18 protein-coding genes and 1 riboswitch are annotated in these 19,916 nt (G+C 62.5%); of the genes, 10 read left to right on the top strand and 8 right to left on the bottom strand.

Annotated features, from left to right (window positions below; all coding sequences use genetic code 11):
- Positions 1-54 precede the first annotated feature (54 nt).
- Together Aeroheme_RS04365 and Aeroheme_RS04360 are read left to right on the top strand one after the other, a co-directional pair.
- On the top strand, positions 55-1,023 hold the full coding sequence (locus tag Aeroheme_RS04365) for a WD40 repeat domain-containing protein (RefSeq protein ID WP_163148728.1): 969 nt from the start codon (positions 55-57) through the stop codon (positions 1,021-1,023).
- 14 nt (positions 1,024-1,037) lie between these two features.
- Positions 1,038-1,253, top strand: coding sequence for a SlyX family protein (locus Aeroheme_RS04360; RefSeq protein WP_005330500.1), 216 nt, complete (start codon positions 1,038-1,040; stop codon positions 1,251-1,253).
- A gap of 59 nt (positions 1,254-1,312) precedes the next feature.
- On the opposite strand, the gene Aeroheme_RS04355 is transcribed toward Aeroheme_RS04360, so the two are convergent.
- Together Aeroheme_RS04355 and Aeroheme_RS04350 are read right to left on the bottom strand one after the other, a co-directional pair.
- On the bottom strand, positions 1,313-1,951 hold the full coding sequence (locus Aeroheme_RS04355; RefSeq protein WP_411166751.1) for an FKBP-type peptidyl-prolyl cis-trans isomerase: 639 nt from the start codon (positions 1,949-1,951) through the stop codon (positions 1,313-1,315).
- A gap of 223 nt (positions 1,952-2,174) precedes the next feature.
- Positions 2,175-2,381: a YheV family putative zinc ribbon protein gene (locus Aeroheme_RS04350; RefSeq protein ID WP_033130616.1), complete on the bottom strand. Its 207-nt coding sequence runs from the start codon at positions 2,379-2,381 to the stop codon at positions 2,175-2,177.
- 39 nt (positions 2,382-2,420) lie between these two features.
- On the opposite strand from Aeroheme_RS04350, the gene Aeroheme_RS04345 reads away from it, so the two are divergent.
- The 3 genes from Aeroheme_RS04345 to Aeroheme_RS04335 all read left to right on the top strand — a co-directional run bounded on the left by Aeroheme_RS04345 (position 2,421) and on the right by Aeroheme_RS04335 (position 5,189).
- Positions 2,421-3,110, top strand: a complete 690-nt coding sequence (locus Aeroheme_RS04345; protein WP_411166750.1) for a hypothetical protein — start codon at positions 2,421-2,423, stop codon at positions 3,108-3,110.
- A 142-nt stretch (positions 3,111-3,252) separates the two neighbouring features.
- Positions 3,253-4,152, top strand: a complete 900-nt coding sequence (locus Aeroheme_RS04340; RefSeq protein WP_411166749.1) for a chemotaxis protein CheV — start codon at positions 3,253-3,255, stop codon at positions 4,150-4,152.
- A 59-nt stretch (positions 4,153-4,211) separates the two neighbouring features.
- Complete coding sequence (locus Aeroheme_RS04335) at positions 4,212-5,189, top strand: hydrolase (RefSeq protein ID WP_139745961.1); 978 nt, start codon at positions 4,212-4,214, stop codon at positions 5,187-5,189.
- On the opposite strand, the gene Aeroheme_RS04330 is transcribed toward Aeroheme_RS04335, so the two are convergent.
- A complete protein-coding gene (locus Aeroheme_RS04330; protein WP_106885959.1) occupies positions 5,171-6,322 on the bottom strand; it encodes a diguanylate cyclase in 1,152 nt (383 codons plus the stop codon). The genes Aeroheme_RS04335 and Aeroheme_RS04330 overlap by 19 nt on opposite strands.
- 89 nt (positions 6,323-6,411) lie before the next feature.
- Between Aeroheme_RS04330 and Aeroheme_RS04325 the strand changes: the two genes are divergently transcribed.
- From Aeroheme_RS04325 to Aeroheme_RS04315, 3 genes are all read left to right on the top strand, one after another.
- Positions 6,412-6,657: a YheU family protein gene (locus Aeroheme_RS04325; RefSeq protein ID WP_411167218.1), complete on the top strand. Its 246-nt coding sequence runs from the start codon at positions 6,412-6,414 to the stop codon at positions 6,655-6,657.
- A 277-nt stretch (positions 6,658-6,934) separates the two neighbouring features.
- On the top strand, positions 6,935-7,804 hold the full coding sequence (locus Aeroheme_RS04320) for a phosphoribulokinase (RefSeq protein ID WP_106885957.1): 870 nt from the start codon (positions 6,935-6,937) through the stop codon (positions 7,802-7,804).
- Between the two features lie 15 nt (positions 7,805-7,819).
- Positions 7,820-8,353, top strand: coding sequence for a DUF4136 domain-containing protein (locus tag Aeroheme_RS04315; RefSeq protein ID WP_411166748.1), 534 nt, complete (start codon positions 7,820-7,822; stop codon positions 8,351-8,353).
- A gap of 69 nt (positions 8,354-8,422) precedes the next feature.
- Here Aeroheme_RS04315 and Aeroheme_RS04310 read toward each other — a convergent pair whose 3' ends face one another.
- Together Aeroheme_RS04310 and Aeroheme_RS04305 are read right to left on the bottom strand one after the other, a co-directional pair.
- On the bottom strand, positions 8,423-8,722 hold the full coding sequence (locus tag Aeroheme_RS04310) for a hypothetical protein (RefSeq protein WP_025328080.1): 300 nt from the start codon (positions 8,720-8,722) through the stop codon (positions 8,423-8,425).
- 48 nt (positions 8,723-8,770) lie between these two features.
- Positions 8,771-9,175: an OsmC family protein gene (locus Aeroheme_RS04305; protein WP_106885955.1), complete on the bottom strand. Its 405-nt coding sequence runs from the start codon at positions 9,173-9,175 to the stop codon at positions 8,771-8,773.
- A gap of 373 nt (positions 9,176-9,548) precedes the next feature.
- Here Aeroheme_RS04305 and crp point away from each other — a divergent pair, with 373 nt between their 5' ends.
- Positions 9,549-10,187, top strand: a complete 639-nt coding sequence (gene crp, locus Aeroheme_RS04300) for a cAMP-activated global transcriptional regulator CRP (protein ID WP_025328082.1) — start codon at positions 9,549-9,551, stop codon at positions 10,185-10,187.
- A 122-nt stretch (positions 10,188-10,309) separates the two neighbouring features.
- Positions 10,310-11,110 carry a putative RNA methyltransferase gene (locus Aeroheme_RS04295; RefSeq protein ID WP_171276757.1) on the top strand — a complete coding sequence of 267 codons (801 nt, stop codon included), beginning with the start codon at positions 10,310-10,312 and terminating at the stop codon, positions 11,108-11,110.
- Between the two features lie 93 nt (positions 11,111-11,203).
- Here Aeroheme_RS04295 and Aeroheme_RS04290 read toward each other — a convergent pair whose 3' ends face one another.
- The 3 genes from Aeroheme_RS04290 to Aeroheme_RS04280 all read right to left on the bottom strand — a co-directional run bounded on the left by Aeroheme_RS04290 (position 11,204) and on the right by Aeroheme_RS04280 (position 19,807).
- Positions 11,204-13,570: a M66 family metalloprotease gene (locus Aeroheme_RS04290; RefSeq protein ID WP_411166747.1), complete on the bottom strand. Its 2,367-nt coding sequence runs from the start codon at positions 13,568-13,570 to the stop codon at positions 11,204-11,206.
- Between the two features lie 185 nt (positions 13,571-13,755).
- Entirely contained in the window at positions 13,756-16,434 is a 2,679-nt protein-coding gene (locus Aeroheme_RS04285) for a PKD domain-containing protein (RefSeq protein ID WP_411166746.1), read from the bottom strand.
- 362 nt (positions 16,435-16,796) lie between these two features.
- Positions 16,797-16,882: riboswitch (cyclic di-GMP riboswitch) on the bottom strand.
- 327 nt (positions 16,883-17,209) lie between these two features.
- Positions 17,210-19,807 (bottom strand): glycosyl hydrolase family 18 protein, encoded by a 2,598-nt coding sequence (locus tag Aeroheme_RS04280; RefSeq protein ID WP_411166745.1) that lies wholly within the window; start codon positions 19,805-19,807, stop codon positions 17,210-17,212.
- Positions 19,808-19,916 lie beyond the last annotated feature (109 nt).

Genomic DNA, 19,916 nt, shown 5'->3' with positions numbered 1-19,916 from the left:
AGCGCCTTATACTAACGCCGTGATCGCAGGTAACGAAAGCATGAGACAGGAAAAATGATCAAAAGTGCCATTTATCTCATCGGTATCTGCCTGATGCTGACAGGGTGCGAACAGAGCTCACTTCCCGGCCAGCAGATCCGCCTCGCCAACCAGGGCTTGCTGAGTGCGGATCTCGCGAGCTCCGGCAAGCAGGCCATAGTCTCCAGCCTGGGCCAGGGCACAGTGGTCTGGGATCTGGAACAGGGCAAGGAGCGCTGGCGCTGGCGCCAGAGCGAGGACCAGGAAGAGTTCGTCACCCTCACCCGCTTCTCCCCGGGCGACAGCCACGCCATCACGGCCACCCAGCGCACCTTTGCCATCTGGCGCCTGCAAGATGGTCGCTCCCAAGGCTACTATTCACTTCCTGAATCCAGCCTGAGGGATGCGGCACTCTCGGCAGATGGCCGTCTGGTGCTGATCGGCCGGGAAGATGGCAAGGCGGAGCTGGTGGATACCCGCACCGGGCGCAGGCTGCAGTTCCTCGGCCATACCGAGCAGGTCAATACGGTGGATCTCTCCGCCAATGGTCGCTACGCCCTCACCGGCGGCAACGACTACAGCGCCTATCTGTGGGATACCCGCAGCGGCCAGGTGGTGTGGCGTTTCAATCATGGTGGCCGGGTGGTGATGGCGAGGCTGGATCCCGCGGGGCGCTTCGCCTTCACCGCCGACAGCCGTCAGGCCAGCATCTGGGATCTCAAGACTGGCAAGGAGGTAAGCCGGCTGAAGTTCGATCACCGCTTCGAGGTCTACACCAGCGCCCGGTTCGTCAAGGATGGCGACTGGCTCGTCACCGGCGCCCCCTCCCGCCAGCTATCCCTGTGGCGGGTGAGCGATGGCAGCCTGCTGCAAAGCTGGCGCGTCTCCCCCCATCCCAAGGTGAAACCACCGAGCGCTGTGGTCTATGGCGTGGCTTTGCGCGACAATGGCCACCTCGTCAGCGCCAGCTCCAGTGGCCTGGCCGAAATCTGGACTATCAAGTAAGGACCAAAAGGCCCATGAGTCAGCAAGTTAACGATCGTCTCGAGACCCTGGAAAGCCGTCTCGCCTATGCCGAATACACGGTGGAGCAACTCAACGAAGAGGTGACCACCCAGGGCCGTGAACTCGACCGGCTCAAGCATCAGATCCAACTGCTGGTGGACAAGCTGCAGAGCGTGCAACCAAGCCAGATCGCCAGCATGGCCGAAGAGACGCCGCCGCCGCACTACTGAGTGCGCCGCCATAAAAAAACCCGCACGCAGCGGGTTTTTTCATCTTGCCAGTCGGCAGATCAGTGCTGATGGCCCTTGCCACCGCAACCACCGCCGCCACAGCAACCGCCGTGACCTTGCTCGTCGCCGTGGTCATGACCGTGATCGTGGCCGTGACCGCCGCAGCAACCGCCGTGGTCATGGTCGTGATCGTGATCGTGACCGTGGTCATGGCCATGATCGTGACCGCAGCCACCGGCACCGTGCACGTGGCCGTGAGCCAGCTCTTCGGCAGTGGCGGCACGCACGTCCTTGATCTCGACCTTGAAGCCCAGGGTCACACCGGCCAGCGGATGGTTGCCATCCACCTTGATGAACTCTTCGGAGACTTCGATGACGGTCACCGGACGGTGGCCATCGTCGGTCTCGGCCACAAAAGTATCCCCTTCAGACACTTCCATGCCATCGAACAGCTCGCCGGGCACTTCTTGCACCAGGTTCTCGTCATACTCGCCATAGGCCTGGCTCGGCGTCAGGGTGACGTCGAACGCCTCGCCCACGCTGCGGCCTTCCAGCTCGGCTTCGAGGCCGGAGACCAGATAACGGGTACCGTGCAGATACACCAGAGGCTCTTTACCGACAGTGGTGTCGATGACTTCACCGTGTTCGTCGGTGACCGTGTATTCCAGCGTAACCACGCTCAGGGGAGCTACTTTCATGTCAGGGATCCTGCGGATAGAAAAAAACGGGCCCAGAATACCTTAAAAAGGTGGCCAAGCATATGATCTGCCCCGCTCCGCCATGCTGAAAAAGTCAGCAGTCCAGAACGAGCCTTGTCCCACCCCGGGTATTACCAAGAGGCCCAACACTCGGGGCTAAGCACGCTGATTGCCCGTTCGGCCTCGCGGATGACCTTGTCAACCTCGGCCATCCAGCTCTCCCTTACTCCGGGCGGAACACCCCTATGACCTGTTCGGCCTCACGGGTCGCCTTGTCCACCTCGGCCTGAGTCTGCACCTGGGTATCCCCGCAGTCGACGCAGGTCACCTTCTCGACTCCATGCTCCATATACAGCATCATGGTGTCCATCTTGCCGCACGCCGGGCAAACCGCACCGGCAATGAAGCGCTTTTTACGTCTGGTTTCCATTTGTGTTACCTCCAGGCAGCATCATATCAGGGTTTTTACATGCATCACGCCATCGAATATCAGCATTTTTCCACTCCTTGCCTGCAGGTCGGCCCCCGCAAACGCTCCCCTCTGGGTCAGCTGCTGCGCGTCACCCGGGGTGCGGCACTGCTGAGACTCGGCTCCCATGAGCTGTTGCTGACGGCGGGCAGCCACTTCTGGCTGTGCGCCGATGCCCTCGCCGCCTTCACTCCCCTGGCGGGTTGTCAGCATGATCGGCTGACCTGCTCGGTGCGGGTGGCGCAACCGGCCCAGGCAGGCTGGTTACAACCCACCCCGCTGATGGACGCCCTGCTGGACAGCCTGGCCGCCTGGTCCCGGCCCCGTGACTGGCAGGAGGCCTATGGCCACCGGCTGCGGGTCATAGGAGACGAGTTGCAGGCGTGCGCCATCCTGGCGCAGGCGGATCAGCCGCTGCAAGGTGCCTGGCGCGCCCTGGCCGGTCAGTCTGAAGGTAGCGCCGCGGCCTGGCAGGCTTGCCTCACCCAGCGCGGCATCGAGGATCCCGCCCTGGCAGCCGATGCGCTCGGTGCCCAGTGGCAGTTGCTGCAGGGGGTACGCCTGCTCAGAAGTGGCAGCAAGCCGGTCCAGGTGGTGGCAAAGCTCGGTTACCGGGATGAACAGGATTTGGCGCATGCGTGCCAGCACTGGCTCGGACTGACGCTGGAGGCGGTGGCCTCCGCCCAGTGAGCCGGACGAGAAAATAAATGGTGGTGACAGGGTCCAGTTTTGCAGCTCGCGGTCGCTAATAACAAAGGAGTCATCCTTGTCACCATCCTCTATGCTGAACACCAGATTGACCGTCACCGATTAGATCAACAGGACATCCGCCATGACGAGCAAGGCCAACCAATCCCAGGGCATGTTGCTGTTTCACCTCTCTGCCAGGCAATCCTTCGCCATCGGCACCCTCAAGGTGAAGGAGATAGTCCCCTACACCCAGCTCACCGCCCTGCCCCATTCGCACCCGACCGTGCTCGGGGCGGCCAGCATGCGGGGCACCACCATCCCCGTGATCGACATGGCGATGGCGGTGGGCTATCGCCCGATCAGCCGGGAGGAGATGCCCAACTGCTTCATCATCATCACGGACTGCCGCCGCACCCTGGTGGGCTTTCTGGTGCGGGGCATCGACAAGATCACCGAGTGCAACTGGCGTGACATAGAGCCGCCGCCCCCTTCCCTCGGTCAGAACGTCTTCGTCACCGGGGTGACCAAGGTGGGCGAGCAGCTGATCCAGCTGCTGGACGTGGAATTGATCCTGTCCCGGGTCTATCCGGACGATCCCTGCCACCTCTACCCCGTGCTGACCGATGTGCAGCGCGAACGGCTCAAGCCGATGCGGATCCTGCTGGTGGACGACTCCTCCGTCGCCCGCCGCCAGCTGATGGCGGCCCTCGATTACATCAACATTCCCTACGAGGTGTGCACCAACGGGCGCGACGCCCTCAGCCTGATGCAGGCCAGGGTCGCTCAGGGCAGCCGGATAGACATACTGGTGAGCGACATAGAGATGCCGGGGCTGGACGGTTACGAGCTGGCCTTCGAGGTGCAGAGCGATCCCAGGCTGGCGGAGGCTTACATCATCCTGCACACCTCCCTCTCCAGCGAGATCAGCGTGGAGCGGGCCCATCAGGTCGGCGCCCACGAGGCGCTGACCAAGTTTGAAGCCAACGAGCTGATCCAGGCCATGCTGCGCGGCGCCGAACACCACGACCGCCTGCCCGCCTGATACCGCGGCGGGCCATGGGCTCGCCGCCCCTTTCCTCTTCTGCTGCCCCGAGTCGTTGCATGCTGACAGAAAGCCACTTCCACGCCCCCTGGTGGGCCCGCAATGCCCACCTGCAGACCATATTGCCGAAGTGGCTGCGCCGCACGCCGGCCCGCTTCATCCCGGAACGGTTCGAACTCGCGGATGGGGACTTCGTCGACCTCGCCTGGAGCGGGGCCATCAGCCAGGATGAGCGGCCGCTGCTGGTGCTGTTTCACGGTCTGGAGGGCAGCATTCACTCCCACTATGCCAAGGGACTGTTTGCCCATCTGCAGCGGCAGGGGAACGACGCCGTGCTGATGCATTTTCGGGGATGCAGCGGCGAGCCGAACCGGCTGCTGCGGGCCTATCACTCCGGCGCCATCGAGGATGCAGAGGCGCTGATCGCCGAGCTGGGTCGCCGTTTTCCCGGCAAGCCGCTGGTCGCCATCGGCTACTCCCTGGGGGGCAACATGCTGGTCAATCTGCTGGCGCGGGCCTGTCCGGATGAACTGACCGCCGCCGTGGTGATCTCGGCGCCGCTGCAGCTGGCGAGCTGCGCCGACAGGGTCAATCAGGGGTTCTCACGGGTGTATCAGAGTTACTTGCTGCGCACCATGAGAGCCAATCTGCTGCGCAAGATCCGCCAACAAGCCGCAGCTCGCTGGCAACCGGAGCAGGTGAGTCGCATCGCTACCCTGCGCGACTTCGACGAGCAGGTCACGGCCCCGCTCCATGGCTTCGACAGCGCCGATCACTACTATCAGACCTGCTCCGGCCTTGATCTCCTGGCCCGCATCACCATCCCGACCCTGATCATCCACGCCGCCGACGATCCCTTCATGACAGGGGCCGTGATCCCCAGACCGGAGCAGCTCTCTCCCATGGTGCGCTACGAGCTGAGCCGGCGCGGTGGCCACGTGGGCTTCCTGCACGGTACCCCCTGGCGCCCCCGCTTCTGGCTGGAGGAGCGCATCAGCCAGTGGCTGCGGGAACAGACTCAGGATGCCCGGCGGTAGCAGTTGCGCCCTGCCCCCTTGGCTTCATAGAGGGCGCCGTCCACCCGCTCGAGCAGCATGACCAGGCTCTCCCCCTGTCGCCACTGGGCTATCCCCTGGCTCAGGGTGAGATGGGGATCCACCTCTGAGGCTGCGTGAGGCAGCGCCCGGGCGGCCAGGGTAGTGCGGATCCGCTGTGCGACCCGCTCGCCGGCGGCCAGGTCCGTCTCCTGCAGCAACACCACGAACTCCTCCCCGCCGTAACGGGCCACCAGATCCCCGGGTTCCCGCACGCTCTCCTCCAGGCACTCTGCCACCAGGATCAGGCACTCATCTCCCGCCTGATGGCCGTAGTGGTCGTTGTATCGCTTGAAGAAATCCACATCCAGCAGGATCACAGTGAAGGGTGTCTCCAGCGTCGTGCCCTGTGCGATGGCGTTTTTGCAGACCTGATCGAAGTGTCGGCGGTTGGCGAGCCCGGTCAAAGGATCCCTGTGGGCCATGGCATTCATCTTGCGCGCCAGCATCAGGTTGTCATATTCGCGCGACACCGCCAGCTCGAACCAGCCGTTGAGCATCCGCCGCCCCGTCTCCAGGATGATCAACAAGCCACCGGCCGCCAGCCAGTGCACAGTGACGGACGGCACCATCACCCAGTGCTCCTCGAACAGCAGGAAGATCAGGGGCGGAGCACTCAGGCTATAGAAGACGCGCCACTCGTAATAGAAGGCGATCAGGGCCGTCAGCAGCAACAGGCTGACCATGTTGAATGCCAGGCTGAACCCCCCTCTGAGCTCTATGGTGGCAATGGCATAGGCCGTCATCGCCCAGGCCAGTCCCCACAACATGGCGCAGCCCCAGAGCCAGGGCTGCCATCTCTGTGTTCCCTGGCGAGAGAACCAGCGCCAGCCCAGGGGCGGCAGCACGCTCGCCAGCAGCACCAGGGCAATCTGATACTCATAGCGCCAGGGCAGCCCATCGATCGCCACCAGCCGGGCATCCTGATAGAGATAGAAGCGCGCCAGCAGATAGAGGATCGCCAACTGGTTGATGACCCAGAACCAGCGCAGCCCTGCGCTCAGGGCACGCCGACGCGTATCATTAAGGTGCTGGTCGAACTGACTGGTCGGGCGGCGCTGTTCAGCTGATGCCATGGGAACCCTCGCTCAGGTCCAGATAAACTCCTTGCGCTTGCCGGTCAGACACCGACAATATCCGTATCGCTATGACTGAAGATGAAATCATGATTATCCCTTGGCAAGAACTGGATCCAGATACCCTCAACAACCTGCTCGAGCATTTCGTCCTGCAAGAAGGCACCGAATACGGCGAACAGGATGTCAGCCTGACCGACAAGGTTGAAGAGGTCAGACAACAATTACTACAAGGTAGTGCCGTGCTCGTCTACAGCGAGTTGCACGAGAGTGTCAACGTCGTGCCCAAGACGCATTTGAGCAATGCGCCGAGCGACGACTTCCCGGCAGAATGACACAAGAGAAGGAACGTAGGCTGAACAACGTCCGCACGGGCCCCGCCAAGCACGGCGGTGCGGCGCTCAGTTCAGGGGGAAGAGGGGCGGCTCGCCCGATGAGGCTGGCGTTTCAAATCGGCTTATTTTTTGCCTCCGTCGCCGACTGTCTCGGCGCCGATGGAGACCAGCCGCCGAGGGGCATGGGGGCTAATGATGGCGCCCACGCAGCAAGGCTGCACTTGACCGCACTTTGAACCTGCCTTTATAACGGAACTCCCAAGGAAGAGAGAATTCTATGTCGGCCAAGCATCCCATCATTGCGGTTACCGGTTCGTCCGGTGCCGGCACCTCCACCTCCACCAACGCCTTCCGCTCCATGTTCCACCAGCTCGGATACAAGGCGGCCGTGGTCGAGGGGGACAGTTTTCACCGCTATACCCGGCCCGAGATGGACGTGGCGATCCGCAAGGCGCGCGAGCAGGGGCGCCACATCAGCTACTTCGGCCCCGAGGCCAACGACTTCGGCCTGCTGGAATCCTTTTTCCAGGAGTACGGTCAGAGCGGCAGCGGCCAGTACAGACGCTACCTGCACAGCTTCGACGAGGCGGTGCCCTTCAACCAGATGCCGGGCACCTTCACCCCCTGGCAGGGGTTGCCGGGGGAGACGGACCTGCTGTTCTACGAAGGGCTGCACGGCGGCGTGGTGACCGGCGAACACAATGTGGCCCGTCACGTGGACTTTCTCATCGGCGTGGTGCCCATCGTCAACCTGGAGTGGATCCAGAAGCTCATTCGCGACACCTCGGAGCGCGGGCATTCGCGCGAGGCGGTGACCGACTCCATAGTCCGCTCCATGGATGACTACATCAACTTCATCACCCCGCAGTTCTCCCGCACCCACATCAACTTTCAGCGGGTGCCGACGGTGGACACCTCCAACCCCTTCAGTGCCAAGGTGATACCCAGCCTGGACGAGAGTATGCTGGTGATCCGGTTTCGGGGCATCAAGCAGGTGGACTTCCCCTATCTGCTGTCGATGATAGACGGGGCCTTCATGTCCAGAATGAATACCATAGTGGTGCCGGGGGGCAAGATGGGTTTCGCGATGGAGCTGATCCTGCGCCCCCTGATCCAGCAACTGTTAGAAACCGGCAAGATCACCTGAGCCAAGGAGCTTATGATGCGCGGTGCACTTCTCTCATTCACACTGGCAGCCCTGCTGGGCGGTTGCAGCACTGGCCCCGCCGCCCCCACGGTCGAGACGGGCACCATGGTGGTCCGCCCGGCAGAAAACTGGGCCTACGGGGCGACGCCACGCTATGCGCTGGCGGAGCAGTTCCAGTACGCGGGCACCAGCGCCGCGCCCTGGCTGGAACCGGTGCAGCAGGCCGTCACCCAGGCGCTCGATGGCAAGGGCTGGCGCAGCGTGCCCCTCGATGAGGCCGACGTCTGGGTCGCCATCGGGGTGGCGGGCAGCCAGGACATGAGCGATGGGGAGATATTCTCCCGCATCGGCATGACCCCTGGCCTGAATGCCGCCGCCGATGCCCGCAAGGGCACCCTGGCCATACTGCTGATCGACAGGCGCACCCAGCAAAGCGTCTGGAGCAGCGCCATCCAGCTCGCCAGCGACGTGCCCGTCGCCGAGGACGAGCGCAGCCAGCTTAGCCAGCAGCTCGCCGCTCAACTCCTGGGCTCCCTGCCCGCTCAATGAGCGCCCCATAACACAACGGCCTGCTTCAAGCAGGCCGTTGTGGATACACGCCGTTGCACGGCATGGCGATTACTTCAGTTCGCAGGTCAGCAGAGTCACGCCGTTCTTGACCAGAGTGGCCTGTTTTTCCTGATGGGAGAAGGTGGTCACCCCATCGGAATAGCTGGCGGTCTCTTTGGGTGACTCGATGCGACCCAGCTTGTGATAGACCCCGGCATAAGGGAACTGCACCATGTCGGCCTGGGCATCATAGGTGATGGCCAACAACTCTTCCCCGCACTGATACTGGCTGTATTGATACTGGGTGGGCTGCGGCATGCTGCAGGCAGCCAGCCCGAACAGGGGAAGCAACATCATTATCTTTTTCATCGCACTTTCCTTATGTCATGGCGTTATCGACGGGACAAACTACAACTATCAAGCTTCAACGATTTGATAACTATGGGTAATTTCTACCGCTTTTTCCAACATCAGGGAAACGGAACAATACTTCTCCATCGACAAGTCGACCGCGCGGGCAACCTGTTTCTCGGCCAGCCCCTTGCCGGTCACGACGAACTTGAGGTGGATCTTCTCGAACACCCGGGGCACTGAGTCAGCACGGGCCCCTTCCAGCTCCACATGACAGGCGGTCACGCTCTGGCGCGCCTTCTCCAGAATGGAGACCACGTCGATGGAGCTGCAGCCACCGACAGCCAGCAGGATCATCTCCATCGGGCTGGCACCTTCGCCCGGGTTGGCGCCGTCCAACGTCACCTGATGACCGGACTCGCTCTCGCCCACAAACTTCATGCCTTCCACCCAGCTGACCTTGGCTTTCATCTCACATTTCCTCTCAATGACGACGGTTCTGACGCCCATAGCATACCTCAAGCAGGGGTCGAGTGGCACATGCCCCGTCACGTTGCGCCACTCCCGGTTTCATGACCGCCGAGTCCCCGCGCCGCGACTTGTTCCGAAACCGCGGCAGACCCTGAAGGAAATAGATCGAAATCAACATATCTCCCCCCCTTCTTGCCTAGAATGGCCCGGATGGCGCAGCAGATCGATGCACACAGATGGACACCAAAGTCCCAAAGCCTTGTCAGCACAGACAAAGGCTCTTATTCTACTGCGACCAAAGACTAAGGAATGGCAAGCTTGGCAACTTGCCTGGACGCACAGTCCATAAAAATGACACTACAGAGGAAGTCTCATGATCATTGGCAAACCGCAAAGCGATCCCACCCTCGAGTGGTTCTTGTCGCATTGCCACATTCATAAGTATCCCGCCAAGAGCACCCTTATTCACGCCGGTGAAAAAGCGGAAACCCTCTACTACATCGTCAAGGGTACAGTCGCCGTCCTGATCAAGGATGACGAGGGCAAGGAGATGATCCTCTCCTACCTGAATCAGGGGGATTTCCTGGGCGAGATGGGGATGTTCGAAGAGAACGAGAATCCGGAGCGTTCCGCCTGGGTACGTGCCAAAGGCGCCTGTGAAGTCGCCGAGATCTCCTACAAGAAGTTCCGCCAGCTGATCCAGGTCAACCCGGACATCCTGTTGCGCCTCTCCGGCCAGATGGCCAAGCGCCTGCAGCACACCAGCCAGAAGGTCGGCAACCTCGCCTTCCTGGACGTGACCGGCCGGATTGCCCAGACCCTGCTGAACCTGGCCAAGCAGCCGGACGCCATGACCCACCCGGATGGCATGCAGATCAAGATCACCCGCCAGGAGATAGGCCAGATCGTCGGCTGCTCTCGCGAAACCGTCGGCCGCATCCTCAAGATGCTGGAAGAGCAGGAGCTCATCTCGGCCCACGGCAAGACCATAGTGGTGTTTGGCACCCGCTGACCGGGTTCCCCGACGGCTCAGCACAGGGCCGTTGGATAAAAAAGGCTGCCACGGCAGCCTTTTCTGATCTCCTCCCCTATAATCCCGCACGCCCTTCCCCGGCCTCAACCAAGCGAGTGTGTATGCATCTTCAATGTCCCCTGTGCCGCAGCCCCCTGCATCTTCATGAAGCCTCCCGCGGGGTCTATTGCGACAACAAGCACCATTTCGATCCGGCCCCGGAAGGTTATCTGGATCTCATCCCGGGCAAGAAGGATCCCAAGGACAGCGACAGCCGTGCCCTGCTGCGCGCCAAGCGCCGCTTCCTGGAGCAGGGACACCAGCTGCCGCTGGTGGAGGCCATGGCGACCCTGCTGGCTCCGCTAGGCGAGCGCGAACTGATCCATCTCGGCTGTGGTGAGGGGTACTACTGCCGCGCCCTGGCAGAGCGCCTGCCGGGCTGGCAATTTGGCGGCCTCGATCTGGCCAAGAATGCCATCTTCGCCGCCAACAAGGCGCAACCCGACGGCCATTTCGTCATCGCCGATCCGGCCAAGGCGCCGCTGCTGGCCGGCTCAGCCCAGGTGCTGCTGGTCAACGACCTCAAGATCAAGACAGAGCTGCTGGTCAGCCTGCTGACCCCGGGCGGCTACCTGCTTCACCTGCAACCCGGCCCGCGCCACCAGTGGCAGCTGAGGGTCAGCCTCAACCCGGTGAGCATGGAGCACCCCCTCAGCTGGCCAGCCCTGGCCGGGCTAGTCCCCGTTGAGCGGCAACGCTGCCAGTTCTCCATGACCATGGATCAGAGTCTGCGCGCCCATGTGCTGGAAACCAGCCGCCTCGGCTGGCGCGCCGGCGGTGAACAGCGTCACGCCTTCACCCAGCAGGGGCCGGACGAGCTTGAACAGGATCTGCTGCTGAGCCTGTGGCAAAAACCGCTCTGAATCCCATGAAAAAAGGCCCGTACGGGCCTTTTTTTATTTGGCGTCTCAGCCAGTGGCAATGCGTTCTCTCACGGCAATGAAGGAGCGCCCCCCTTACTCGAGCGGGCGCCCGTTGACGGTGAAGGAGAGATCCACTTCCGGCGCCGATATGGACCTCTGATCCAGGGTCCCGGCGGCGCAGATCACGGCGGCGCCCCGTGGCTCGCTGGCCGTGGGCACATTGACATGGAACTTGTTCATCAGGTTGGCATTTAGCCGGTGATTGGCCAGCCGGAAGTGCAGCAAGCCCTCCCGGGTCTCCACCTGCAGCTGGCAATCTCCCGCCCCGATCCGCTCGCCGTCATCCCCATAGCTGAAGCCGTAAGCGCCATGCAGGGCCGGATAGAGGTAGCTCGGCAAGAGCCCGCGAGGATCGTAGTAGCCCACCAGGGTCGTCACCGGCACCCCGAATGCCTGTGGCTTACGCGATACCCGTGCATCCGCCACCGGCCCTTCGTTCCAGCGGCTGCCGTCCGAGGTGTAGCTCTTCTTGAAACCGCGGGAGAGGGTGATCTGCTGACCGTTGATGAAGAGGATGCTGTTGTAGCCGGCACCGTGCTCCAGGGTCAGGATACGCCCCGCATTCCCGGCAGCAGCAGGGGGCACCTGGATGTTGCGCGTCCAGTTGCCGTCCCACATGGCTACCTTGACCAGATCATACTCCGCCAGCAGGGCCGCCAGCTTCACCTCGCTCAGATCCTTGATAGGTGCGCTGATCTGCTCCAGCTGCTCGACCCTGTGCTGATAGGGCACCATGGTGGCGGTGGCAGCATCCCACTTGCGAAATCCGGTCGGGGAAGCGGCATCGAACACCGCCTTGCTCTCGAGGAAGCGCTGGATGATGGCGGCCGAATTCGGGGTGTAGAGGGTAAAGCGGTTGAAGCCGGAGAAGGGCGATCCACCCGCCATGGCATCGAAACCGAACGAGTGCCCCTCGAAAGGCGGCTGGCACTGACCGTCGAGGCAGGCGCTCTGGCCGCTGCGGGTGACGCCGAAGTTGGGAATGAAGCGATTGCGATCCCCATCCCAGCCCCAGCTCGAATTGACTGCCTCGGCGCTGCGGTGCACCGAGCCCTGGAAGCCGCCGACATAGTGGCCTAGGCCATAGTTGTGGCCCACCTCATGGCTGAATTCGTTGCCCAGAGAGGCGTCGAGCGTGACTATGCCGCCTCCGCCCGAACCACCGTGCACCTGCACGCCGTTGGCGTACTTGCCACGGCTGTTATGGGCCGCCAGCTGGGCCACCACATAGGGATGGCTGCTCTCCCCCTCGCCGGCGGTGCTGTTGATGCCGTAGTTCGCATTGTCTATCCCGTGGGAGATCAGCTCCTTGCCGATGCGCTGGCGCATGGTGCCCTCGTGCCAACCGCCCTGGCCGGGATCGAAGTCGGTGAGCAGGGTGCCATTTGGCAGCATCACCTCCGGCAGCGACAGGGGAGCATACTGGCTGACAATCAGCCGGCTGGTCGGCACCGTCTGGAAGTACTCGCGATGGGCTTCGGGATCCCTGGCGAAGGCAAACTGATCTCGGGGAGTAGTCAGCATGCCAAGGTCTATGGTGTGGATGAGCAGCTCGCTCGGGGCACCGACCTGCAAGTCCGTCAGCTCACCGCTGAGCCCGCCCTGGCTGAGTTGCAAGCTGATACCTGGCCGGATCCAGTCCGCTGGCAGCACGACGCTCCAGGTGTCGGTCGCATAGCGGATGCCGTTGTTCTCGAGCTCCCCGTCACGGATCCACTGACCGCCCGCGAACTTGAATTGCAGCGTCTGACCGCGGGAGAGGGTCACCTGGCGGCCGCTGTAGCGCACCGTCGAGGTGTAACCGGCATTGGAACTTGCACGCACCATCTTTCCTTCTAGGGCGGCCACCTCTGGCAGATAGATATCCCTGACCCATCGGCCATCTGCGGTCTTCACCTCCACTAGGGCATGCTGCCCCAGGCGATCCTGCAGCAAGGTCGCAGTGGCATCACCCAGCCGGGCCAGCTCGGCACTGCTGCTGATGACATTGGTGGTCCCCACCGCCGGGGTGAAGTCGACCCCCTCTTCCGGCGAACCATCGAGGTAATAGGCCGTCTTCGGCAACTGCTCGGGCGGGTTGAGGTTGAGCGTCCCTAGGGTCTGTCCGGCGCCATCTCGCGCCGTCACCGTCATAGGCACACCGGTCTCGGCTTGCAAGGGCCTGACCAGCAGCAGGCTCTTGCGCAAGGCGGTCAGCCTGGGCTGGCTGTCCCCTTCGGCGGCATGGGCCGGCAGGATCTGGCTCTGGGCGAATTGAACCTGCGCCGCCAAGGATCCTTGCAGATCGTTGGTCGGTGGCTGGGTATTGAAGGGCAAGGTGGTGGGAGCCTGAACGGCAGCCAACAGAGGGCCGCTCGCCAGGGCGGCCATGATGAGGCTGGCTAACTGTGTTTTTTTCATTGTTATGGTTCTCATTGTGATGGGCATGTCCACATGCCCTGTTGCAGGAAGCGTGACAGCATGGACGCCGGCTGCCGGGTCCTGCACCCGGCGAATTCGGTTCAGCTTGCCCTGCGGCGCCATGACCGCAGACTGACACCGGCGTGGATAAAGGAGTGGGGCCCAGGTCCCACTCCCGCAGACAATCAGTGACAGGTGGCAACCCCCTGATCGGCCCAGACGTCGGCCGTACTGGGCTCGTTGCCCTTGGTCCAGTAGCGGGCCTGCCACTTGCGACCCTTGTGGTTGGCAAGCTCACCGGCGCTATAGGCCACAGCGGCATGCCAGCCAAGCTGCACCTGGCTCACCAGCTTCCACTGATCGGCGCTCTGGCTTGGCTCGTTGCCCCGGGTCCAGTACTTGGCCTGCCACACCAGTTGCTTGTGGCTCACCTTGTCATTGGTGTTGTAGACGGTGCCGGCGCTCCAGGCTGGCCAGTAGGCCGCATCCGGATCGCTTGTCTCGCAGCCGCCACCCGAGCTGAGCGGCCTGACGGTCAGACGGGTGCCGGCGCTGGCGTCCAGCGCCCCGTCGGTCACCATCAGGGTCAGGTCATAGAGGGTGTCGCTGGCGACGTTCGGGCCTGTCACCACCAGGGTCTTGCTGTTCTGGCCGCTGGCACTGAGACCGGCCGGTACAGTCCATTGGTAGCTGAGTGCATCCCCATCGGGATCTGTGGCGCTGGCGGTGACGCTCACCTGCTTGCCCGCCTGTACCGAGGCGGGAGCCAGTGCCGCCAGCACGGGTGGCTGGTTGGGCGGTGGTGCCTGGTGGGTCACCACCATGCTGTCCACACCTGCCTGCCCCTGCTCATCGGTGACGGTCAGCTCGAACGCCAGCTGGGTATCTTGAGAGACTGTGCCCAGACTCAGCCTGGCTCGTGCCTGCTCCGCATCCCTCAGGGAGGCCTGCGGACCGCCGACCTGGCGCCATTGATAACGCAGGGCACCGTTCTCCGGATCCCGGGAAGCGGAGCCGTCGAGCACCAGCTCGGCTGGTCCCCTGGCACTGAGATCACTGCCCGCATTGACCAGGGGGGGCTGATTGACGGCGGGTGGCGGCAGCTCTGGCTCGGCATTCACCTCGCTCACACCGGCATCTCCGGCCGCGATTCTGGCCTCGATGGTGTGGTGCATGGTGCGCCACTGGTCAGCGAAGAAGACCCCCTCGGCTCGACCCGCCGTCATAATGTTGCTGGCCCGGTAAGGCTCCTCATCCCCTGTGTGCCACAGCCCCAGATTGTGACCCAGCTCATGGGTCAAGGTCAGCGACTGCCCATGGACGGTGAGGTTGCCGGGACAGGCGTATCGATAACCGACGCGCGGCGCACCGTCGGTGGCCCCCATACCGATGGAGGAAGCACTCCCCATGTAACTGCACGCCTTGGCGTCATTCTTGTAGCCGCGCAGTACATAGAGGTTGGAGAAGACCTGATCCGCATTCGGGATCCAGCCCTCATTCAACGGAGCCTCAATCTCCGAGCGATCGGGTTCGTTAGCCTGACCATTGCCATTCTTGTCCCATTCGTGCACCAGCACGCCGTGATCCACCCAGTTGACCCGAATGTTGTAGGGGGCCAGGCGGCGGCTCATGTCCGCCATTATGATGTCACCGTCGTCCCACAGGTGGCTCTTGCGCTCACCAGGGAAGGCGATGTAGCTATAGGAGAGGCTGATCGCCTTGGGGGAGGTGATAAACAGCCGCACCTGCTCCACCAGCCGACCGTCTGCCAGGATCTCGAGCCAGGTCTCTCCTTCTGTCAGCCCCTGCAGTTGCAGCCGATCCTGGATCTCGCCCTGCACCAGTTGCAGGCTCGCCAGCGCGGGGTTGGCGATGCGATAGCTCAGCGCGACCTGCTGGTTCGGCACCTTGCCGATCAGCAGCGCCTCCGGCACGCCCTGGCTGCTGAGCAGCTTCTGCTTCATGGCTGAGTCTAAGCCCGGGTCGAAAGCCAGCTTGTTGGCTGGATCGGGCAACACCTGGGCATAGGGGTTCGCCTCATGCACCTGCCGCCCCTCAGCCGTCAGCCAGAGCTCCCCCTCCTCGTTGGCACGAAAGCCCTGTTCGCTCGGACCGGAAACATAGGTCAGACGGAACTCATAGTCTTGATCCGCCCGCAGCTTGATGGGGGCGGTCGGGGTCAACACCTTGCCCGAGCCGAGCAAAACGCTGCCCTCGTAGGCGGGTTCGCCGCTCTCCTTGTCGGTGAGGCGCAGGCTGAACTGGCGATTGTTGCCGCCCCAGAGCCCCTCCTGCACCCTGAACAGGGTGATCTCCAGTTCATCCCCGCTCAGGGGGTGCTCGGTTGAGGTGATACGGATCGTTCGGCTCAGGCTCTGACCGGGACGCTGTTTCAGCAGGCCATTGCCGACAGGGGCCTCCTGCCAGAGGGTGCTCAGCGGTTGAATCAGACTCGGCACGGCCACGGCGGGATCATAGACGGTGACGGGCAACGAGAAGGTCGTGGTGCGAAAACCCCACCCCATATAGCCCACCCCTTTGGGTAAACCATTATCGCTAACCTCGAACTTCGCCAGATAGCTGCCGACCTGCTGGGTGTTCACGCTGCCTACCTGTTTGATACGGCCGCTGAGATCCCCGTCGTTCTCGTCCCAGGCCGTCATCTGGGGGGCGAAGGTCGCTCCGAGCGGCAGTTGCAGGGCGAAGTTGTTGACCCAGGCCTGCTGGTTGTAGAGGCGTGGCGGCGTCTGATCCTTGCGCCACTCCCCGGTGACGGTGTTGTACTCTGCCATGGCACCGGTACCCACGGCCAGCAGGGCGAGCATGCCCCCCTGCACCGCCAGATATCCCTTGTTCTTCTTCATCTGCATCCCTTGATTTCCCTATTATTGGCGCCTGCCAAGGTGGCAAGCTCGTCGTTGTTATTGCGTTGACATGAGCACAGGATTCAATCCCCTCCTCTGCCGCCATTGGCGGCGATCACCTTGACCGGGGGGGTGAGCGGACAGGTTGAGCTCGGTGATGATGAACCGGGTCTCACCCCAGCCGAGGTCGGATTTGTCGGGAGAGGCGACATAAAGGAAGGAGGCGCCAACCAAGGTGGTCGACAACACAGAGGGGTGGACTTTGCATGGCGAATAATCCTTTTCGTTATTAGTCAATACGATAAGGACAAGGCAACCAGCAGATGGGCAGGGTCTTCCCTTGGCAGAAGATCGATACGACCTGTGGCGGCCCCGCTGTCCTAGATCATGGATCCTTAGACCGGAAGCTTTGCGTCCCGGCCTTTCAACCGGTTTGCCCTTATACACAAATTAATCAGTAGTGCGTCGCGATTATTCTCCATAGGCGCAGTCACTGCAAATGGCAGAGCGGGATCTTGACTGGGTGTTCTATCAAGAAATGCCCCTGAAGGCAGGGTTAAGCTCGGCGTGAGAGCGGATGTCAACCATCCAACTCACTCTCTTGAAAGCGATTTCAAGATGAAAATATTTTTTCAACTTTAGGGGGATGATTAATTTCTTAGAAAAGGCTGACGCTGATGGCCATTGCTGGCGGTTGATCCGCCCCGAGCTGAGGTCAGCCCGCCAAGCGCCACAGGAGAAAGGAATGGGGCCAAGGCCCCATTCCCTATGACCATCAGTTGCAGCTGGCAGCCCCCTGATCCACCCAGACGGCGGCCTTGCCGGGCTCATCGCCCTTGGTCCAGTACTGGGCCTTCCACTTGCGTCCGTTGTGGTTGGTGAGATCCCCGGCGTTGTAGGCCACGGCGGCATTCCAGCCGAGCTGCACCTGGCTCACCAGCTTCCACTGATCGGCGCTCTGGCTTGGCTCGTTGCCCTGGGTCCAGTACTTGGCCTGCCACACCAGTTGCTTGTGGCTCACCTTGTCATTGGTGTTGTAGACGGTGCCGGCACTCCAGGCCGGCCAGTTGGCCGCATCCGGATCGGTTGCCTCGCAGCCGCCACCTGTACTGGCTGGCTTGACGGTCAGGCGGGTGCCGGCGCTAGCGTCCAGTGCCCCGTCTGTCACCATCAGGGTCAGGTCATAGACAGTGTCGCTGGTGACGCTCGGGCCTGTGACCACCAGGGTGGCGCTGTCCTGGCCGGTGGCGGTGAGACCCGCTGGCAGGCTCCACTGGTAGCTCAGGGCATCACCGTTCGGATCGGACGCCGTGGCCTTGATGGTCACCTGCTTGCCGGACTCGACGGTCGCACTGGCCGGTACGCTGACCACCGGGGGCAGATTCGGCTGCGGCGCCTTGTTGGTCACCACCACCTGATCCTTGGCCGAGAGCCCTTGATCGTCTGTCACCGTCAGCTCGAACACCAGATTGACGTCGGCACTGACGGCGTCCAACACTACCCGGGCCTTGGCCTGGGTGGCATCGAGCAAGCCAGCCTGCGGACCCGAGACCTGCTTCCAGCTGTAGGTCAGCACGCCGCTTTCCGGATCGTGGGAGGCGGCGCCGTTGAGGGTCACCTCGGCCGGGCCTGTGACGCTCAGATCGCTGCCGGCATTGGCTACCGGCGGCTTGTTGACCGGCGGCAGTGTGCCCTCGCCGTGGCCCAGCCCCTCGTGCATGGCGTTGAGGATGTCGCCGTTGTCCGCATCTATCTCCCAGGCGAACAGGCCACCGAGCTGGTTCGCCAGCACGTACTGCCCCTTGGCCTTGACCGAGCGATCGTTGTCAAAGCTGATGAGATCGCCGCTGCTGGCCTTGAACACATAAGGGGCCTCGGCCGACTCGTCATAGCCCTGCTCCCAGCCTGCGCCCATGCGGTTGTTGACGATGTCGCGATAATCCACCACGCCGTTTTCCCAGGTGCCGCTGACCGGCCCGGTGGCGGTACCTGTGAAGGGGTTGCCGGCCTGGTAGTTCTTCACTCCGGTCCAGCCACGGCCATACATGGCCGCTCCCACCACTATCTTGCCCGGTGTCACCCCCTGACCCAGCAGCGCCTTGACGCCCTTGTCGGTGGTGTACTTGGTAGCCGGATCCCAGCTGGAGGCGAAGAGGTTGGTCTGGTGGGCCAGATTCGTCAGGTCGAAGGCGCCGCTGAAGTCGTAGCTCATCAGGAAGATGTGGTCCATGTACTGCTGGGCCGCCTGATAATCGACCTTGGCAATCTTGTCACCGCCAGCGCTGATGGCCGAAGTGAGCTCATACTGGCGGCCGGTCTCGGCTTCCAGCTCATCGAGCATGGCCCGCAGCTCCTTCATCAGCACCACATAGGTGGCGCCATCGCTCGGGCCGCCCAGGCTGGGGTTGGCCCCCTGACCGCCCGGGAATTCCCAGTCGATGTCCACCCCGTCGAAGAACTTCCAGGTCTGCAGGAACTCTTTGACCGAGGCGACGAAGGTGTCGCGCTTGGTCTTGTCCCCCAGGAAGTAGAAGGGATCGGAGAGGGTCCAGCCCCCGACCGACGGCAGGATCTTGAGGTCCGGATGGGCTTGCTTGAGGGCCATCAGGTTGCCGAAGTTGCCCTTGTAGGGTTCATCCCAGGCGCTGAGGTTACCCTGGGACATCTGAACAGCCGCCCAGGGATCGTGGATGGAGACCTTGAAGTCCTCACGACCGGCACAGGAGCGCTGCAGCGCCTCGAAGCTGCCTGAGATCTCTTTGAGGCTGTCGTTGATGCCGTTGCCGCCGCAGATGGGGGTGAAGCCGTAGAGGATATGGGTCAGGTTCTGGGCCGGGATCTTGTCCACTGTGAACTTGCGTCCATAGACGCCCCACTCCACGTAATAGGCCCCCACCACCTTGCCGGACTTGTTGGCATAGGGCTTGTTGTTCTCCTTGAGGGGCGCATTGAGCGGTGCCAGGTGGCTGCCGTCGGTATCGGCGACCATCAGCTCCTTCTTGTCGGAGAGGGTGCAGCCATCGGCGTTGCACAGGGCGACCTGCATCTGGTAGCGGCCCCCCTTGGTCACCTTGAAGTTGGCGGTGCCCGCGGCGGAAGCCGGGCCTGACCATACCTCCTGGCCATCGAGCAGCACCTTGGCGGTCTGGCCGACATCACCGGACCAGAGGTTCCAGGTCACGCTGACGGGGGCGCCATCCTTGTGGACTGTCACCAGCTGGTTGTAGGCAGAGGCAGCCTGATTGACTTCGACGATGGCGAACTTGGTGGGGCCCGAACCTATGGTGGGTTTGCCCGGGGCAGCGGCGAAGGCGGAGGTAGCACAGAGTCCCCCGACCAGGAGCGCCAGCAGGGAAAGTTTTGGACTTAACATATTTGAACTTCCTTATTTCGTTATTGGAATTAACAACGAAAAAGGCAACGCAACCTGCCAGGTAACGCAGACATCATCGCCACCATGGCTTGGCCCATGGACGATACAA

Origin of the sequence: Aeromonas sp. DSM 116730, assembly GCF_046581335.1 — a bacterium.
GTDB lineage: Bacteria > Pseudomonadota > Gammaproteobacteria > Enterobacterales > Aeromonadaceae > Aeromonas > Aeromonas rivipollensis.
The sequence above is the reverse complement of the archived record's forward strand: the minus strand, read 5'-3'. Positions and strand labels throughout refer to the sequence as shown.

Coding starts and splice junctions, on each gene's coding strand:
- Aeroheme_RS04330 (WP_106885959.1), bottom strand. CDS start 6,322: ATGGCATCAGCTGAACAGCGCCGCCCGACCAGTCAGTTCGACCAGCAC.
- Aeroheme_RS04310 (WP_025328080.1), bottom strand. CDS start 8,722: ATGAAAAAGATAATGATGTTGCTTCCCCTGTTCGGGCTGGCTGCCTGC.
- Aeroheme_RS04340 (WP_411166749.1), top strand. CDS start 3,253: ATGACGAGCAAGGCCAACCAATCCCAGGGCATGTTGCTGTTTCACCTC.
- Aeroheme_RS04355 (WP_411166751.1), bottom strand. CDS start 1,951: ATGAAAGTAGCTCCCCTGAGCGTGGTTACGCTGGAATACACGGTCACC.
- Aeroheme_RS04335 (WP_139745961.1), top strand. CDS start 4,212: ATGCTGACAGAAAGCCACTTCCACGCCCCCTGGTGGGCCCGCAATGCC.
- crp (WP_025328082.1), top strand. CDS start 9,549: ATGATCATTGGCAAACCGCAAAGCGATCCCACCCTCGAGTGGTTCTTG.
- Aeroheme_RS04325 (WP_411167218.1), top strand. CDS start 6,412: ATGATTATCCCTTGGCAAGAACTGGATCCAGATACCCTCAACAACCTG.
- Aeroheme_RS04280 (WP_411166745.1), bottom strand. CDS start 19,807: ATGTTAAGTCCAAAACTTTCCCTGCTGGCGCTCCTGGTCGGGGGACTC.
- Aeroheme_RS04320 (WP_106885957.1), top strand. CDS start 6,935: ATGTCGGCCAAGCATCCCATCATTGCGGTTACCGGTTCGTCCGGTGCC.
- Aeroheme_RS04360 (WP_005330500.1), top strand. CDS start 1,038: ATGAGTCAGCAAGTTAACGATCGTCTCGAGACCCTGGAAAGCCGTCTC.
- Aeroheme_RS04305 (WP_106885955.1), bottom strand. CDS start 9,175: ATGAAAGCCAAGGTCAGCTGGGTGGAAGGCATGAAGTTTGTGGGCGAG.
- Aeroheme_RS04350 (WP_033130616.1), bottom strand. CDS start 2,381: ATGGAAACCAGACGTAAAAAGCGCTTCATTGCCGGTGCGGTTTGCCCG.
- Aeroheme_RS04315 (WP_411166748.1), top strand. CDS start 7,820: ATGCGCGGTGCACTTCTCTCATTCACACTGGCAGCCCTGCTGGGCGGT.
- Aeroheme_RS04345 (WP_411166750.1), top strand. CDS start 2,421: ATGCATCACGCCATCGAATATCAGCATTTTTCCACTCCTTGCCTGCAG.
- Aeroheme_RS04285 (WP_411166746.1), bottom strand. CDS start 16,434: ATGAAGAAGAACAAGGGATATCTGGCGGTGCAGGGGGGCATGCTCGCC.
- Aeroheme_RS04365 (WP_163148728.1), top strand. CDS start 55: ATGATCAAAAGTGCCATTTATCTCATCGGTATCTGCCTGATGCTGACA.
- Aeroheme_RS04295 (WP_171276757.1), top strand. CDS start 10,310: ATGCATCTTCAATGTCCCCTGTGCCGCAGCCCCCTGCATCTTCATGAA.
- Aeroheme_RS04290 (WP_411166747.1), bottom strand. CDS start 13,570: ATGAAAAAAACACAGTTAGCCAGCCTCATCATGGCCGCCCTGGCGAGC.